Origin of the sequence: Cereibacter sphaeroides 2.4.1, assembly GCF_000012905.2 — a bacterium.
Classification (GTDB): domain Bacteria; phylum Pseudomonadota; class Alphaproteobacteria; order Rhodobacterales; family Rhodobacteraceae; genus Cereibacter_A; species Cereibacter_A sphaeroides.
The window spans coordinates 663,994-677,859 of record NC_007494.2; the positions used below are offsets into that span (position 1 = coordinate 663,994).

The 13,866-nt window shown below is 68.8% G+C and carries 21 protein-coding genes; 3 read left to right on the forward strand and 18 right to left on the reverse strand.

What is annotated here, in order from left to right:
* Positions 1-9: 9 nt before the first annotated feature.
* Genes RSP_RS18465 through RSP_RS18475 form a run of 3 tightly spaced genes read right to left on the reverse strand, consistent with a single transcriptional unit; the run spans position 10 to position 2,004 of the window.
* Positions 10-792: an iron chelate uptake ABC transporter family permease subunit gene (locus RSP_RS18465; RefSeq protein ID WP_002724497.1), complete on the reverse strand. Its 783-nt coding sequence runs from the start codon at positions 790-792 to the stop codon at positions 10-12.
* Entirely contained in the window at positions 785-1,516 is a 732-nt protein-coding gene (locus RSP_RS18470) for a metal ABC transporter ATP-binding protein (RefSeq protein WP_011339418.1), read from the reverse strand. The genes RSP_RS18465 and RSP_RS18470 overlap by 8 nt, the downstream gene beginning before the upstream one ends.
* Positions 1,513-2,004, reverse strand: coding sequence for a Fur family transcriptional regulator (locus RSP_RS18475; RefSeq protein ID WP_012641245.1), 492 nt, complete (start codon positions 2,002-2,004; stop codon positions 1,513-1,515). The genes RSP_RS18470 and RSP_RS18475 overlap by 4 nt, the downstream gene beginning before the upstream one ends.
* 68 nt (positions 2,005-2,072) lie before the next feature.
* On the opposite strand from RSP_RS18475, the gene RSP_RS18480 reads away from it, so the two are divergent.
* The 3 genes from RSP_RS18480 (at position 2,073) to gvpA (ending at position 4,569) form a co-directional block, all read left to right on the forward strand.
* The gene (locus RSP_RS18480; protein ID WP_011339420.1) at positions 2,073-3,110 is read left to right on the forward strand and encodes a zinc ABC transporter substrate-binding protein; all 1,038 of its coding nucleotides are present in this window, start codon (positions 2,073-2,075) and stop codon (positions 3,108-3,110) included.
* Positions 3,111-3,158: 48 nt separating this feature from the next.
* A complete protein-coding gene (locus tag RSP_RS18485) occupies positions 3,159-4,142 on the forward strand; it encodes an aldose epimerase family protein (protein ID WP_011339421.1) in 984 nt (327 codons plus the stop codon).
* 214 nt (positions 4,143-4,356) lie between these two features.
* The gene (gvpA, locus tag RSP_RS18490) at positions 4,357-4,569 is read left to right on the forward strand and encodes a gas vesicle structural protein GvpA (RefSeq protein ID WP_002724507.1); all 213 of its coding nucleotides are present in this window, start codon (positions 4,357-4,359) and stop codon (positions 4,567-4,569) included.
* Between the two features lie 8 nt (positions 4,570-4,577).
* Here gvpA and RSP_RS18495 read toward each other — a convergent pair whose 3' ends face one another.
* The 15 genes from RSP_RS18495 to RSP_RS18565 all read right to left on the reverse strand — a co-directional run bounded on the left by RSP_RS18495 (position 4,578) and on the right by RSP_RS18565 (position 13,849).
* Complete coding sequence (locus RSP_RS18495) at positions 4,578-6,149, reverse strand: HAL/PAL/TAL family ammonia-lyase (protein ID WP_011339422.1); 1,572 nt, start codon at positions 6,147-6,149, stop codon at positions 4,578-4,580.
* A gap of 63 nt (positions 6,150-6,212) precedes the next feature.
* Positions 6,213-6,545, reverse strand: coding sequence for a gas vesicle protein K (locus RSP_RS18500; RefSeq protein ID WP_011339423.1), 333 nt, complete (start codon positions 6,543-6,545; stop codon positions 6,213-6,215).
* Positions 6,542-7,051 carry a hypothetical protein gene (locus tag RSP_RS18505; protein ID WP_017140394.1) on the reverse strand — a complete coding sequence of 170 codons (510 nt, stop codon included), beginning with the start codon at positions 7,049-7,051 and terminating at the stop codon, positions 6,542-6,544. The genes RSP_RS18500 and RSP_RS18505 overlap by 4 nt, the downstream gene beginning before the upstream one ends.
* A gap of 92 nt (positions 7,052-7,143) precedes the next feature.
* On the reverse strand, positions 7,144-7,368 hold the full coding sequence (gvpJ, locus tag RSP_RS18510) for a gas vesicle protein GvpJ (protein ID WP_017140395.1): 225 nt from the start codon (positions 7,366-7,368) through the stop codon (positions 7,144-7,146).
* Positions 7,361-8,059 carry a GvpL/GvpF family gas vesicle protein gene (locus RSP_RS18515; protein WP_011339425.1) on the reverse strand — a complete coding sequence of 233 codons (699 nt, stop codon included), beginning with the start codon at positions 8,057-8,059 and terminating at the stop codon, positions 7,361-7,363. Before RSP_RS18515 ends, gvpJ begins: the two co-directional genes overlap by 8 nt.
* A complete protein-coding gene (locus RSP_RS18520) occupies positions 8,056-8,931 on the reverse strand; it encodes a GvpL/GvpF family gas vesicle protein (protein WP_011339426.1) in 876 nt (291 codons plus the stop codon). The genes RSP_RS18515 and RSP_RS18520 overlap by 4 nt, the downstream gene beginning before the upstream one ends.
* Positions 8,931-9,188: a hypothetical protein gene (locus RSP_RS18525; RefSeq protein ID WP_124257453.1), complete on the reverse strand. Its 258-nt coding sequence runs from the start codon at positions 9,186-9,188 to the stop codon at positions 8,931-8,933. The genes RSP_RS18520 and RSP_RS18525 overlap by 1 nt, the downstream gene beginning before the upstream one ends.
* A complete protein-coding gene (locus RSP_RS18530; protein ID WP_011339427.1) occupies positions 9,185-9,418 on the reverse strand; it encodes a gas vesicle protein GvpG in 234 nt (77 codons plus the stop codon). Before RSP_RS18530 ends, RSP_RS18525 begins: the two co-directional genes overlap by 4 nt.
* On the reverse strand, positions 9,418-10,182 hold the full coding sequence (locus RSP_RS18535) for a GvpL/GvpF family gas vesicle protein (RefSeq protein WP_011339428.1): 765 nt from the start codon (positions 10,180-10,182) through the stop codon (positions 9,418-9,420). The genes RSP_RS18530 and RSP_RS18535 overlap by 1 nt, the downstream gene beginning before the upstream one ends.
* Entirely contained in the window at positions 10,179-10,712 is a 534-nt protein-coding gene (locus RSP_RS18540) for an Hsp20/alpha crystallin family protein (RefSeq protein WP_011339429.1), read from the reverse strand. The genes RSP_RS18535 and RSP_RS18540 overlap by 4 nt, the downstream gene beginning before the upstream one ends.
* 1 nt (position 10,713) lies before the next feature.
* A complete protein-coding gene (locus RSP_RS18545) occupies positions 10,714-11,028 on the reverse strand; it encodes a gas vesicle protein (protein WP_009564244.1) in 315 nt (104 codons plus the stop codon).
* Positions 11,025-11,336, reverse strand: coding sequence for a gas vesicle protein GvpO (gene gvpO / locus RSP_RS18550; protein ID WP_011339430.1), 312 nt, complete (start codon positions 11,334-11,336; stop codon positions 11,025-11,027). Before gvpO ends, RSP_RS18545 begins: the two co-directional genes overlap by 4 nt.
* A 13-nt stretch (positions 11,337-11,349) precedes the next feature.
* Positions 11,350-11,574 carry a hypothetical protein gene (locus RSP_RS18555; RefSeq protein ID WP_011339431.1) on the reverse strand — a complete coding sequence of 75 codons (225 nt, stop codon included), beginning with the start codon at positions 11,572-11,574 and terminating at the stop codon, positions 11,350-11,352.
* The gene (locus tag RSP_RS18560; protein ID WP_011339432.1) at positions 11,571-12,521 is read right to left on the reverse strand and encodes an AAA family ATPase; all 951 of its coding nucleotides are present in this window, start codon (positions 12,519-12,521) and stop codon (positions 11,571-11,573) included. Before RSP_RS18560 ends, RSP_RS18555 begins: the two co-directional genes overlap by 4 nt.
* A 107-nt stretch (positions 12,522-12,628) precedes the next feature.
* A complete protein-coding gene (locus RSP_RS18565; RefSeq protein ID WP_011339433.1) occupies positions 12,629-13,849 on the reverse strand; it encodes a urate hydroxylase PuuD in 1,221 nt (406 codons plus the stop codon).
* Positions 13,850-13,866: the final 17 nt, after the last annotated feature.

Here is a 13,866-nt window from a genome sequence, read left to right on the forward strand (position 1 = left end):
TGAACGGTCTCAGGCGCGCCGCAGGAGCGCCGAGACGAGGAAGGCCAGCGCCGCAGCCGCGACGATCGAGGGGCCTGCCGGCGTGTCGAAGGCCAGCGAGGCGCCAAGGCCCGCGAGGCTTGCGCCCGCGCCGATCAGGGCCGCGAGCAGCGCCATCGGCTCGGGATTGCGGGCCAGGCCGCGCGCGGCCGCGGCCGGGATGATGAGCATGGCCGAGATCAGGAGCGCCCCCACCACCTTCAGCGCGACCGCCACCGTCACCGCGAGCGCGAGGGTGAGAATCAGCCGCTCGCGCGCGGGGTCGATGCCGGAGGCCGCGGCCAGATCCTCATTGATCGTGGCCGTGAGAAGCGCCGACCAGCGCCAGAGGAGAAGCGCCAGCACGAGCGCCGCTCCCGCCCAGATGAAGGCCAGATCCGGCACCGAGACGGCGAGGATGTCGCCGAAGAGCCAGGCCGAGAGATCGGTGCGCACCGAGGGCAGGAAGCTCACCGCGACGAGGCCGAAGGCCAGCGCGGAATGGGCGAGCACGCCCAGCATCGTGTCCATGGCCCAGCCGCGGCCGCTCAAGGTGGCCACGGTCGCGGCCATGACCAGCGCCACGGCGAGCGTGCCGAGCCCCACCGGCAGTTCGGTGGCGAGCGCCAGCGCCACACCGAGGATGGCGGCATGCGAGGTCGCGTCGCCGAAATAGGCCATGCGGCGCCAGACGACGAAGGCGCCGAGCGGCCCCGCCGCCAACGCCACGCCGATGCCCGCGAGCGCCGCGCGGATGAGGAAGTCGTCAAGCATGATGGGAATGATCGTGCGTATGGTCGTGATCGTGTTCGTGGCGGTAGAGCGCGAGCGCCCCCTGGGTGCCGTGGCCGAAGAGCGCGCGATATTCCGGCGCATTCGAGACCACGCGCGGCGTGCCCTCGCAGCAGACATGGCGGTTGAGGCAGATCACCCGGTCCGACGCCGCCATCACCACATGCAGATCGTGGCTCACCATCAGGATCGCGGCGCCGGTGGTGGAGCGCACCTCTTCGATCAGCCGGTAGAAGGCCGCCTCGCCCGGCTGGTCGAGCCCCTGCGTCGGCTCGTCGAGCATCAGCAGCTCCGGCTCGGTCAGAAGCGCGCGCGCCAGAAGGACCCGCTGGAACTGCCCGCCCGAAAGATCGGCGAGCTGACGGTCCGCCACCTCGGGCACGCCCACCCTCTCCAGCGCCGCGGCGACCTCGGCAGGGGCGCGCCTGCGCGGCAGCGACAGGAAGCGCGCGGCAGTGAGCGGCAGCGTCCCGTCGACCTGCAGCCTCTGCGGCACATAGCCGATCCGGAGCCCCGGCCTGCGGCTCACGCGGCCCGCGGCGGCGGGCAGGATCCCCAGGAGGGCGCGCAGGAGCGTGCTCTTGCCCGAGCCGTTCGGGCCCACGATGGTCACGATCTCGCGGGGCGCGACCGACAGGCTCACGTCCGACAGGATCTCGTCCCGCCCCCGCCGCACGGCGAGATGATGGGCGGCGATCAGGGTCATGCGGCCTCCCGGCAGGCGGGGCAGAGGCCCACGGCCTCGATGTTCGTCCGCTCGATCTCGAAGCCGAGCTGCGCGGCCGCCGCATCCAGCGCGGCCCGCACCGGCTCGGCCGGCGCCTCGGCCACCACGCCGCAGCGGCTGCAGATCAGGAAGGCGGGCGCATGGGCCTCGCCCGGATGCATGCAGGCGGTGAAAGCGTTGAGCCGGCGGATCCGATGCGCGAGCCCCTGCTCGACGAGGAAGTCGAGCGCACGATAGGCCACGGGCGGCTTGTTTCCGAAACCCTCCTGCGCCAGCCGCTCCAGCACCTCGTAGGCGCCGAGCGCCCGGTGTTCTTCGAGGAGGATCTCGAGCGTGCGCCGGCGCACCGGCGTCAGGCGAGCCCCGGCCGCGGCCGTGGCCTCCTCGGCATGGGCGAGGATCGAGGCCGCACAACGGCTGTGATCGTGCGGCGCGAATGCCGCGGTGCCTCCGGTATCGGCGGTCATCCTCTCCCCCATTGACGCGTTATGATATAACGTAATACATCTGCGCCCATCTCAAGGAAAGGCAGACCATGCGTTATACCATATCAGTCGCTCTCGCCAGCCTGCTCGCGGGCCCGGCCCTGGCCGAAGTGCCGCGCGTGGTGACGGACCTGCCGCCGGTCCATTCGCTGGTGGCGCAGGTGATGGGCGATCTCGGAGAGCCGGACCTCCTGCTGGGCCAGGGAGCGGATCCGCATTCCTTCCAGTTGCGCCCGAGTCAGGCGCGCGCGCTGGCCAATGCCGATCTGGTGGTCTGGATCGGACCGGAGATGACCCGCTGGCTCGAGCGCGCGCTCGAGGGCCGCAAGGGCGAGGAGCTGCGTCTCATGCAGGTCGCGGGCACGCATCTGCAGGACTTCGGCGAAGGCGCGGCACACGACCATGCTGGGCACGGCCATGACCATGCGGACGAGGACCACGATCACGCCGGCGAAGGGCACGAGCACGCGGACGAGGGCCACGCCGGCGAAGCGCACGATCACGCGGACGAGGGCCACACCCACGGCGACGAAGCGCACGATCACGGCGAACATGAGGGCCACAGCCATACGGGCCTCGACCCCCATGCCTGGCTCGATCCCGAGAATGCGCAGCTCTGGCTGACGGCTGTCGCGCGCGAACTGGGCCACCTCGATCCCGAGAATGCGGCGACCTACGCCGCCAATGCCGAGGCCGCCCGGGCAGCGCTGGCCGAGCTCGACCGCGAAACGGCCGCAAGGCTGGACGAGGCGCGGAACCAGCCCTTCTACGTCTTCCACGATGCCTACGGCTACTTCGCCGGCCACTACGGGCTGACCGTGCAGGGCAGCGTCTCGGCAGGCGATGCGGCCGCGCCGGGGGCGGCGCACCTCGCGGACCTGCGCGCGGAGATGGCGGGCACCCCGCGCTGCATCTTCCCGGAGGCGCAGCATGACGCGAAGCTCGCCCGGCAGATCGCGCAGGAGACGGGCGCGAAGGCCGGCCCGGCGCTCGATCCGTCGGGCAGCACGCTCGAACCGGGCCCGCAGCTCTACGCGAACCTGATCCGCGGCCTCGCCGACGGCATCCTGTCCTGCGTCGCCCCTTGATCTCGCGCGGCCTCCGGCGCAGCCTGCCCGCCTGCACCGGAGGCGCCCATGACCCTCACCCGCTTCGGAACCGCCCCTGACGGGCGGCCCGTCCAGCGCATCGCCCTGGCCGCAGGCGACCTCCGCCTGGCCCTGCTCGACCGAGGCGCCATCCTGCAGGACCTGCGTCTGGCCGGGATCGACTGGCCGCTCACGGCAGGCGCGTCCGACCTCGCGGCCTATCTCGGACCGCTCCGCTGGTTCGGCGCCATCGTCGGTCCGGTCGCGAACCGCATCGGCGGCGCCCGGGCCTGCATCAATGGCCGGCCGACCCGCTTCGTGCCGAACGAGGGCCGGACGCTCCTCCATTCCGGGGCGGCGGGAACCCATGCCCGGCACTGGCAGCCGGTCGAGGTCGAGGCGGGCCGCGCGCTCCTGCGGCTCGAACTCGCGGACGGCATCGACGGATTTCCCGGCAACCGGCGGCTCGAGGCCGAGTTCGTGCTGGACCCGCCCGCGACGCTCCGGCTGATCCTGACCGCGGTCACGGATGCGCCGACGCTGATGAACCTCGCCAACCACAGCTACTGGACCCTCGATCCCGAGCCCGGGATCGGCGGCCAGCAGCTGCAGATCGCGGCGGAGCACTGGCTTCCGGTCGAGGCCGGCCTGCCTACGGGCGAGATCCGCCCCGTATCCGGAGCGATGGACTTCCGCGCGGGCCGCCCCCTCGGAGAGACCGAGGGGATCGACCACAATTTCTGCCTCGCCAGTGCGCAGCGAGACCTGACCGAGGTGGCGCGCCTCACCGGCCGGTCGGGCGTCCGTCTCACTCTCGCCACCACCGCCCCGGGCCTGCAGGTCTATACCGGCCGCGAGATCGACAGCATGCCCTTCGCGGGCCACGGGGGCCGACCGCTCCGGGCCTTCGACGCCATTGCGCTCGAGCCGCAGCTCTGGCCGGACGCGCCGAACCGGCCGGAGTTCCCCCCGATCACCCTCGCCCCGGGCGAAACCTTCCGCCAGGAGACGCGCTTCTCCTTCTCCGCCTGAACCGAGCCGGGTGCCGCGGCTCCGCGACGGGGGTCGTGCCGAGCGCGTCCACAGCTTGCCCGCTTCGGCAGGGGCAAGACGCTCCCGGCATCCCGATCCATGCGCCCCCGTCCGGTTATCCTGCATCTTACCTGTTCATTCCCGTTTGACCTTTTGCCGGTAACTCTGTGGGGACCGCATCAGCGGACAACCCTGCAAGATATCGAGGAAGATAATGGCCATTGAGAAAAGCGTTGCCTCCGCTTCGATTGCGGAAGTCATCGATCGCATTCTGGACAAGGGCGTCGTGATCGATGCCTTCGTGCGTGTATCCCTCGTCGGGATCGAGCTGATCGCCATCGAGGTCCGTGCCGTCGTGGCGTCGATCGAGACCTGGCTCAAATATGCCGAGGCTGTAGGCCTCACGGTGGATCCCGCCACGACCTGAGGCCGCGCTCAGACGGGAGATTGCTGCAAGAGGTGCGTAGCAAGCGCGGCAATTTCCTGTCCCAGGGGCCGGTCCGTCTCAAGCGGCGGGAACTGCTCGCGCAGGGCCTGCACCAGCTTCTTCCCCGCGGGAGACACCCCGTCTAGGCCGCTGCCGCAGCGCAGCTCCGCAGCTTGTGCAAGACAGAGAGCGAGGATCGCAAGGATCTCCGCCCAACGGTCGATCTTCTCGCGGCAGAGGCGCGCGGCGATGGTCCCAAGCGAGACCACATCCTGATTGGCGGCGTTCGTGGAGATCGAATGGATCGAGGCAGGTCCCGTGGCTCGCATCTCGGCCAGGAGCGCGGTCGCCGTCACCTGTGCGCCCATGAAGCCGGAATTCAACCCGGCGGGGCCCCGGTGGAGGAAGGGGGGCAGCCCACGGTTCAGCCTTTCATCTGTCAGACGTGCAATCTGGCGCTCCGCAAGGCCCGCCAGAACGGTGACGGCCGTGGCGAGCGCATCGGACGTCAGCGCCACATGCTGGCCCATGAAATTGCCCCCGTGCAGGGCGGGCACGCTGCCATCGGGCGGAAACACCGGATTGTCGGTCACCGCGTTCAGCTCGATCGTCAGCACCCGGTCATGCCATGCGAGCGTGTCGAAGCCCGCCCCGAGAACCTGCGGAGCGCAGCGCAGGCTGTAGGCATCCTGCCCCGCCTCCGGCTCCGTCCCGATATCGCCGGCGTCGAGCCTCCGCTCGGCAATGACGTGCCGGACCACCCGCGCGCTGCCGTCCACGCGGGCGCGCAGCCTCGCTGCGGCGTCCTTCTGTCCGGGATGCGGCCGCAGGTCGGACAGTGCCGCGGCCCATGCCTCGGTCCGGCCTCTCAGACATTCCGCAAGCAGGGCCGTCAACGCCACCGCCCAGTTGCCGAGATGGCGGCAGGCGTGAGCATTCACCAGCGCGATCCCGGTCATGGCGGAGGTCCCGTTGACCAGCGCCAGTGCATCGCGATGGGAGAGATCGAGCGGTTGCAGCCGTCCGCGCCGGAGCCCTTCTGCGCCGTCAAGCCGCGTCCCGTCCCGGTCCAGGAAGTCTCCCCGGCCCTGGAGGCAGAGCACCATATGCGCAAGCGGTGTCAGGTCACCCGACGCGCCCACCGTGCCGCGGCTGGGAACGGCCGGAGCGAGCTCGGAATTGAGCAGGTCGATCAGGCGAGCGATGGTCCCCTCGCTGGCACCGGAGGCTCCCTGAGCGATCGACACCAGACGCGCCAGAACCATGGCGCGCGCCGTCGTCCAGTCAAGCACCGGTCCCACGCCGCTGGCCAGATGATGGACAAGATTGGCCTGCAGCGTTCGGACATTCTCACCTGAGATCAGGCGGTTCGCAAGGGGACCGAAGCCGGTTGTCAGTCCGTAGACATGGCGCGCCTCGCGGATGACAGCGCCGAGCCGCGCTTCGGACGCACGGCACCGGTCGCGCGCCGGAGGGGCAAGGACAATCCGCGCGCCGCCGCTCGCCACGGCATGGGCCTGGTCCAGATCGATGTGGCGATCCAGCTCGACGGCCGGCTTCGGGGGGCTCATGGCGAGCATTGGCTTCACTCCCTGTCTTCTCGCCGAAGGTAGTGGAAGCTGGTTAATGCAGAGTTTCTTGCTTCAGATCGTCCGCCCCAGCGGGCCCAGATCGAGCGAGAGATCCGCGGGCGTCAGGCCGAAACGGGCCGCCATCTCGTGGATGGCCGCCTCGGCCCGCATCAGTGTCGTGCCAAGCTGCTCTTGCTGACTCTCGCTCAGCGAGCCCGCCTCCATCCTGCGGATCGCCTGCAACTCCATGATCTGCCTCAGCATCTCCATCAGCCCCAGCAGAATACGGGCCAGATCATGCTCGAGCCGGTCCGGGTCGAGCGCGATGCGGGGCGCCGTGACCGGGGCCTCCGTCGGAGGCAAGCGGTCGTCGCGCAGCAGGAGCGGAGGAAAAGGATATGTCATGCTGTCTCCCAACTGATGAAGGCGTAAGGCGGCCAAGGGCCTGTCACGGTGCAGGCGGACCAGAGGGCATCGCCCACCCGCAGGCGTTCGCGAAGCTCGTGAAGCACAGGATGCGTCTCTGCCGCCGGAACCAAAAGATTGACCTGAACTTCGTCCTGAAGCCGCCCCGGGATGCAGCGAACCTCTCCGAGCAGCGACATGATCTGCATGAGCACCGTGCGCAGCCGCGCCTGATGCGCGGAGGCATCCCGGCGGGCGCGCAGCCAGCCCGCCCCAGACGCGGCTGCATCGGGCAAAAGGGGGGCAATCAGCCGCGCCGACACCGTCAGTTGCCGCTGCCGGCTGAAACGATCGATCTCTTCGGCGAGCGCATTCGTCCGCCTTCCACACCAGGCGATCGCCTCATCGACGGCAATTGTGGCCGCGGGTGGAAACGGCAGGAAGGTCTCGCAGTCCCGCATCGCAGCCAGATGCAGCCGAACGCGGCTGCGCGCATCGCCCGCCATGTCGTGCGGAGCGCAGACGAGGTGAAGCCCCGCGCAGGAAAGCGCGCAGCAGGTCGCCGGAACAGGTCCTGCGCGAGCGAGGCCGATGGGTATCATGCTGCGTCCGGCACTCTGCATTGCAGCCTATCCGGGTTCGCCAGCAGCAGGTCGAGCCCGAGGAAGACGAGATCCACATCCGCAATCGTAAGCCAAAGCTCCCCCCGGATCGCGATGCCTTGTGACAGAAGGGCATCCACCACATCGACGAGGCGCGTTTCGCTGCTTTGCAGCGCTTCCTCCGCCGTCGCGAACTGGAGGGTCGGGGCTGAGTCAGTCATGACCGCGGGTCTCCGGCAGGAAGGAAAAGGGAGCGCAGGGGCCGATCAATCGGACGGAAAGGGCGAGGCGAGATCCGGCACGGGAAGAGGCCTCTGCGGCCTCCAGCAGGCCTGGCACCCGATCCCGCGCGACAAGAAGGGAGAGATCAAGCAGCGGCCCGTCGGGCTTCAATGGACGCGCCGACGCCGAGCAGGACAGCGAGGCCAGCTCTTCGGCCGTGGCTCTCGCAAAGCCGGTTCGCTCGCGCGCCAGATGACGTCTCTGCTCGTGACGAGCGGAGCGGGCCTTGAGGAAGGCGGATCCCGAGGCCGGAGCTGGCGCGGCCCCGTCCGCGACCTGTTCCGCGATCAATTGCGCGACATACTCCGCCCGGCCCGCCAACCGTTCCATTCCGGCATCAAGGGTTGCACGTTCGGCGTCCAGATGGCGCTTCACGGCGGCAATACCAGTAAAGGCCGCCCCGAGAGCGACCGGGAGGACATCCTCGGTCGCGGCATAGGCGGACAGGATGGCGTTCTGCGCAAGAGCGGCCTGCACGGCCCAGTCAGGCGAAGCGGGATCCGGGGGCAGACGATCAAGCGACAGGAGAATCGCCGCGTAGCCGTCACCGTCCAGACGCAGGTGCGGAGAGGTGATCGCGGGGCTGATCCCAAGGCCGGAGACCACTCCCAGAAGAAGGAGGCCGCTCATGCGGCGTCCTCCAGATCGGAGGGCACGGCCTGACCTTCTGACCAGATACGCACCAGATGCAGGTCTCCACCCGATGCGGCGCATCGTGTGAGCAGATCCAGCACGGCGGCCGCGGCAAGAATTTCTGCCCGCTCGGCCTCTGACGCGCGCAGCAGAAGGTCGCGCCGGAGCGCCCGGAGGCGGATCGGATCAACTGGCCCTTCCAGATCGAACCGGTGACGGGCGCGGCGGATCGCTGCCGAAGATACTCTGCGGAAGTTGAGACTGGCGAAGGAAACGGGCGGCGACGGGCCGATCCGGCGGATCCTGAGCCCCTCTGTCCAGAGCGCATCAATCTGCTCGAGAGATCGGTCAAGATCGTCGGTGCGGGTCTGCAGCAGAAGAAGTGCCTGGTTGGCAAGCATATCTTCCCGCAGCGGGAGATTGACGTGCCGCTCCGCCACCCGCGCCAGGGCGTCCGCAATCCGGTGAGTGAACCTGAGCCGAAGGTCTTCGGCCGTCTCGTCGGGGTCCGTGCGTTTCGGAACCAGCGCCGCGTGCCATTGGACGAGAACCTGAAACTGCACCCGTCCGGCGAGACGCCGCAGCTCCTGTCTGAGCCGCGGGCTGTTTGCCGCAAGCGCGGCGGCGGCTTCGGCTGGTGTCAGGCAATTGCCGGTGAGGACGGGCAGAACCGTGCCGAAGGCCATCAGTCGCTCGAGCACCGCCTGCCTGCAGGCAGCATGTTCCAGAAGCGCGCGGCGACCGCTCAGCAGCCCGGGTGGCATACCGAGGATGGCGGTCAAGCCCGCCTCGCAAATGGCCTCGGTGCCTTCGGGCAGGACGGAAGGCGGATGGCCCTCTAGCACGGCGACGACTTCCCGGAGCCTCATCACGCGCCCCTTTCAAGCGAAAAGATCATGCATTCTCGAGTGGCCGCGAAGCACTGCAATGCCTGCAGAACGTTCAGACCATCCGCGATGGCAGCTTCTCCTTCCAGCAACAGGTCCTCGACGGGGGTGCGGAACGATGTGTCTCGTGTGGCACCGCCACGAGGAATCGCGAGCCTTGCTGGGATTTGCTGGCCTGAGGGCGCGCAGCCGCGCGAACCAGCCTTCGGCCCTTTCACTTTCACCGCCGGAAATCTCATCTCGCCGTTCCTTTGAGCCGCTCGAGAAGATCGAGTTCAATGGCGTCGTAGGTCTCCTCGGAAAGCTCGCCCGCGAGCAGTTGCCGCTCGGCTTCCACCAGAGCCGCCCGCAGCGCAGCGGGATCGTTCCAACTCTGTTCGGCAGCCTCGCCGATGCGGGCGGCAATCCACAGGGTTCCGTCGAACGGACCCCGAAACGGCAGCGTCAGGAGAGAGGTGAGCAGGCCCATCAGGCAACCTCTTCGCGGCGGGGAGAGAGAACCAGATCGACAAAATTGAACAGGGGCACCGGTCCTATCACTCGAACGGACGGTTCGGCTGTCGGGGCGAAGCTGCAATCTGCCGCGGCTTTCACAAGCGCGGCAGCCAGGCGATCCTGGGCTCCGTCCTCGACCAACACATCGACGGCAATGACCTGAACGTCGGAGTCCGGCACCCGCAGACGATGATCGACCCAAAGCGGACGGAGGCTCTGGAAGAGGAGACGTTGCGTCTCTCCCCGCCGGGCATCCAGCCGCTCTGCCAGTCGGCGCCCGAACTCGGCCTGTGCCATGGGATCGGGCCTGCGCAGGGCCAGAAGCCGCGCCCGCTCCGCCGCAAGGTCGGGCGCGGTGGCGAGGGTAGCGGCGAGCGCCGGTTCTCGGGGAAACGACAGGCGCAGACCGAGTTCCACCCGGCCGCGCACGCGGTCGAAGGCGGCGCAGAGTTCGGTCAGGCGCGACGCCAGCATGGCCGCGACCTCGGCGAGGGTCGATGCCATCATCCCGAACCGCATCGGAAGCAAGTTGCCGAACCAGGCCGCCGCCTCGAGCACCCGGGTATGCGCCAGGAGCAGGCGGCGCCGCGGCAGAATGTCGGCCTCTGTGGCGGAACTGTAGATCAGGATGCCTCCTGGAAGCCTCGCGAGTGCGATGGGCCCCGTGACCCCCGCCATGCCGGCAAGCACCTCGTGGCCGGAGGCGGGTTCCTCGAGCAGGCCGTAGAGATAGATCATGGCGCCTCCGGAAGCGGGGCGGTCAGGTCAAGGATGCCGCTCTTGAGCGAGATCCGGATGTCGGCGAGCCCGACGCCGGGCGGGAGGGGGAACCGCCCCTCGTAACGCCGGCCGCTCCCTTCGGCCGAAATCAGGAGATCGCCTGCGTCGAGCTCCAGAGTGAGGTCCTCCTCGGCAACACCAGGTAAATCCGCCTGAAGCTGCCACGTCCGGCCCACCGTCGCGATGTCCGCCAGAATGGGCCGCGCGGGCGCAGGTGGTCTCTCGGCGGTCTCCTCAGGCACCGGGCCCGGTTCGGGTTCCGCGTTGCCGAAGTCGGAGGCGTACCGCACGCGGATGCGCGTCTCGGTGCGGATCGGGCCCATCCCGACGTCGATCGTGTGGTCCCGCCGGATCTCCCTGCTCTGGCCCGACTCGAGGCGACCTGTCATGTCGGAAAGGGCGCTGCCGAGCGCGCTGAGGAGGCGGCCGAACCTCAGCTCGATGTCAGCGGTCGTCCTGCCGGGGCCCGGCTTCTTCTCGTCGCTCATCTCATCCCTCGCGTGCTGCGGCCAGTTGCCCGATCTGGGTCTCGATCCGCTCGAGCCGGTCCAGCAGGGCGGCCGAACCGTCGGAGGCAGGCGCCTGCGTGATGCAGAGGCGAGGATCGCTCTCCCACCAGTTGATCCCCATCTCCCGCGCCTTGTCGACGGTGGCGACCAGAAGGCGCAGGCGGATCGTCAGGAGCTCGATCCCCACCAGCGAGATCGAAATGTCGCCGGCAATCACGATCCCCTTGTCGAGGATCCGCTCGAGGACGTCGGCCAGACTGTCCTGCTGGAGCGGGCTCTGCATCTGAAAGCTCATGACGGCGCGCCCTCCTCGCGGTGGTAGCGCCCGAGGCGCTGGAAGCCGCCGACGCGGCCCTGCGGCGTCACCCGGATCTCGTAGGCACAGAGCAGGTCGTTGCGCCCGATCTTGGCCGCGCTTTCGATCACGTCGATCACGACGCGCCAGTCGCCGCCCTCGGTCTGCGCGCAGTTCGCCACCGCGTCGATGCGGCCGCCGTTCATGGTGGTGAAGGCCCGCCGCGCCACGGCGATGACTTCGAGCATCGTCAGGGCGGCCTGACCGGGCTCGGCGCTGAAGGCGAGGGTCTTGGGCTGATCCATCATCCGTCCTTCCCCCTCAGCGGCCCAGCAGGGCGAGCAGGATCTCGCGCTCGCGCTTACGCCGCTCCAGATCCTGCGCGCAGCGGGCCATCCGGCTCCGGGCAGCCTCCAGCGCCTTCTCGAGCCGGCTGACGTCGAACTCGAGCCGCACCAGATGCATCGCCGCCTCCTTCGGTGTCCGGGCGAGGGCCGGGGACGTCCTGCATGGCCGCCGGGCCGAGGTCGCTTTCGGGCTCTTCATCGGGCGGTCTCTCCTGGCGTGGGGGCGGCCAACTTTGCCTCGAACGCGGCCGCATCGGCCTCGAGGCCGCGGCCCCTCAGCACGTCCGCGGCGATCTCGGCCAAGGCCGCGTCGCTCAGCCGGCCCGCGAGACGCAGTGGCGCGGCGAGCCGGGCGACGAGAATGGCCGTGCGCATCGACGGCGGCGCCTGCATCTCGCCCGAGCGCTGGACGGACAGGATCAGATCCACGATGCGGCGCGCCGTGGCGGGATCGAGGCCGCTGCGCAGCGCGACGATGCCCGCGAGCGTGGGCGCCGAAGGCTCCTCGAGCCGCAGGGTCACCATCCGGTCGATCAGGGCGTCGGGGGCTGCCTTGACCCCCTGATACTCATGCGGGTTCGAGGTCAGCAGGACGCGGAAGTCGGGATGCGCCTCGATATACTGGTGCCGGCTCGCGCCGTCTGTCGAGACAAGCACCCCCTCTTCGAGCACCGAGAGAAGCGCGGCATTCGCCTCGGGCGAGGCACGGGTGAATTCGTCGTAGATAAAGGTCTGGCCGCACCGCATGGCCTGCCCGAGAATCGACTCCTTCCAGTCGATCCGCGCGCTCTGTTCGGTGCGCCGGACGCTCTGGATATAGCGGTCCACGACGCTGGTGACGGTCTGGCCGATCTCGCCGCCGATGAAGTCGCGGCTGCCGAGCCATTCGTTGCCGGTCATGAAGGCCACGGGCCGCCCGAGCGCCTGCGCGATGCGCAGCGCGAGCGTCGTCTTGCCGAGGCCTGCCGGTCCGGCGAGATGGACGCAGACGCCGGCCCGGGCATATCCCAGCGCGCGGGCAAAGAGCGCCTCCGTCTCGGCATTCTGGAAATATCGGCCGCTCCGCCGGAGGCCGAGCCAGGGATTCTCGACCAGGGCGGCGTCGATACCGGCCGCATGCGGTAAGGATGGGCTCAGGACAGTCACGTTCGGCGACCTCGTTCTTCCGGTCGCCCCAGAAGACGCGAGTCAGTTTAAGGACGGATTAAGCCGAACCCGATTTATCCAGGCGCGCTACGGCTGTCCTCGAACCGTCAGCCCGCCACCGATCGATACCAGCGCACGATGGCGGCCCGCTCCTCGGGCTCCATGTAGCTGAGGTTGCCGGGCGGCATGGCATGGGTGATCCCGGCCTGCAGATAGATCCGCCGCGCTTCGTGGGCGATCTGCGCGGCCGTCTCGAGCCGCACGTTCTTCGGCGGCCAGTGAAGGCCGTCCCAGCCCGGCTCGGCCGCATGGCACATCGAACAGCGCCCCGTCACGATGTCCGTCACTTCCGCGAATCCGTCGGCGGCTGCGAAGCGCGCAGCCCTGCCGCCGAGCGCCGCCTCCTCCGGCACGCCCCGCATCGGCGCGGTCGAGAGCCAGGCGATCACGAGGAAGATCACCGCCGTCGCCGCCCATGTCCAGTGCGGGTTGCCTTTGCGCGCGTGACGGGAGTTGAACCAGTGCCGAATCGTCACCCCCATCAGGAAGACCAGCGAGGCGATCAGCCAGTTGAACTCGGTGGCGAAGATCAGCGGGTAATGGTTCGACAGCATGAGGAAGATCACCGGCAGCGTCAGATAGTTGTTGTGCGTGCTGCGCTGCTTGGCGATCTCGCCGTATTTCGGGTCCGGCCGCCGCCCGGCCTTGAGGTCGGACACCACGATCCGCTGGTTCGGCATGATGGTCAGGAAGACATTCCCGCTCATGATGGTGGCGGTGAAGGCCCCCAGATGCAGGAGCGCCGCCCGTCCCGAGAAGACCTGCGTATAACCCCAGGCCATCGCGACCAGCACGCCGAACAGGAGGATCATCAGCGCCGTCGGATGCCGTCCCACCGGCGAGCGGCAGAGCCCGTCATAGACCAGCCAGCCGCCGCCCAGCGAGGCGAGCGACAGGGCCACCGCCTGCCAGACCGACAGTTCCATCACCGTGGGATCGATGAGAAAGAGCTCGGCCCCGACATAGTAGAGCAGCACCAGCATGGCGAAGCCCGAGAGCCAGGTCGCATAGCTTTCCCATTTGAACCAGGTCAGATGCTCGGGCAGGAAGTCCGGCGCGACGAGATATTTGTTGATGTGATAGAAGCCGCCGCCATGCACCTGCCACTCCTCGCCATGGGCGAGCGGCGGCAGCGAGGGCGTCTTGCGCAGGCCGAGGTCGAGCGCGATGAAATAGAAGGACGAGCCGATCCAGGCGATGGCCGTGATGACATGCGTCCAGCGGGCGGCGATCATCACCCATTCCCAGAGCACGGCATAGTCATACATCGGCGAAGCTCCCCGGC

Bases quoted from the DNA above. Each gene is read 5' to 3' on its own strand.
- gvpO (WP_011339430.1), bottom strand. From the start codon at position 11,336: ATGATGGATCAGCCCAAGACCCTCGCCTTCAGCGCCGAGCCCGGTCAG.
- RSP_RS18505 (WP_017140394.1), bottom strand. From the start codon at position 7,051: ATGGCGGGCGATGCGCGCAGCCGCGTTCGGCTGCATCTGGCTGCGATG.
- RSP_RS18540 (WP_011339429.1), bottom strand. From the start codon at position 10,712: ATGAGCGACGAGAAGAAGCCGGGCCCCGGCAGGACGACCGCTGACATC.
- RSP_RS18525 (WP_124257453.1), bottom strand. From the start codon at position 9,188: ATGAGATTTCCGGCGGTGAAAGTGAAAGGGCCGAAGGCTGGTTCGCGC.
- RSP_RS18565 (WP_011339433.1), bottom strand. From the start codon at position 13,849: ATGTATGACTATGCCGTGCTCTGGGAATGGGTGATGATCGCCGCCCGC.
- RSP_RS18465 (WP_002724497.1), bottom strand. From the start codon at position 792: ATGCTTGACGACTTCCTCATCCGCGCGGCGCTCGCGGGCATCGGCGTG.
- gvpA (WP_002724507.1), top strand. From the start codon at position 4,357: ATGGCCATTGAGAAAAGCGTTGCCTCCGCTTCGATTGCGGAAGTCATC.
- RSP_RS18475 (WP_012641245.1), bottom strand. From the start codon at position 2,004: ATGACCGCCGATACCGGAGGCACCGCGGCATTCGCGCCGCACGATCAC.
- RSP_RS18480 (WP_011339420.1), top strand. From the start codon at position 2,073: ATGCGTTATACCATATCAGTCGCTCTCGCCAGCCTGCTCGCGGGCCCG.
- RSP_RS18470 (WP_011339418.1), bottom strand. From the start codon at position 1,516: ATGACCCTGATCGCCGCCCATCATCTCGCCGTGCGGCGGGGGCGGGAC.
- gvpJ (WP_017140395.1), bottom strand. From the start codon at position 7,368: ATGACTGACTCAGCCCCGACCCTCCAGTTCGCGACGGCGGAGGAAGCG.
- RSP_RS18530 (WP_011339427.1), bottom strand. From the start codon at position 9,418: ATGGGCCTGCTCACCTCTCTCCTGACGCTGCCGTTTCGGGGTCCGTTC.
- RSP_RS18485 (WP_011339421.1), top strand. From the start codon at position 3,159: ATGACCCTCACCCGCTTCGGAACCGCCCCTGACGGGCGGCCCGTCCAG.
- RSP_RS18495 (WP_011339422.1), bottom strand. From the start codon at position 6,149: ATGCTCGCCATGAGCCCCCCGAAGCCGGCCGTCGAGCTGGATCGCCAC.
- RSP_RS18535 (WP_011339428.1), bottom strand. From the start codon at position 10,182: ATGATCTATCTCTACGGCCTGCTCGAGGAACCCGCCTCCGGCCACGAG.
- RSP_RS18500 (WP_011339423.1), bottom strand. From the start codon at position 6,545: ATGACATATCCTTTTCCTCCGCTCCTGCTGCGCGACGACCGCTTGCCT.
- RSP_RS18520 (WP_011339426.1), bottom strand. From the start codon at position 8,931: ATGAGGCTCCGGGAAGTCGTCGCCGTGCTAGAGGGCCATCCGCCTTCC.
- RSP_RS18545 (WP_009564244.1), bottom strand. From the start codon at position 11,028: ATGAGCTTTCAGATGCAGAGCCCGCTCCAGCAGGACAGTCTGGCCGAC.
- RSP_RS18555 (WP_011339431.1), bottom strand. From the start codon at position 11,574: ATGAAGAGCCCGAAAGCGACCTCGGCCCGGCGGCCATGCAGGACGTCC.
- RSP_RS18515 (WP_011339425.1), bottom strand. From the start codon at position 8,059: ATGAGCGGCCTCCTTCTTCTGGGAGTGGTCTCCGGCCTTGGGATCAGC.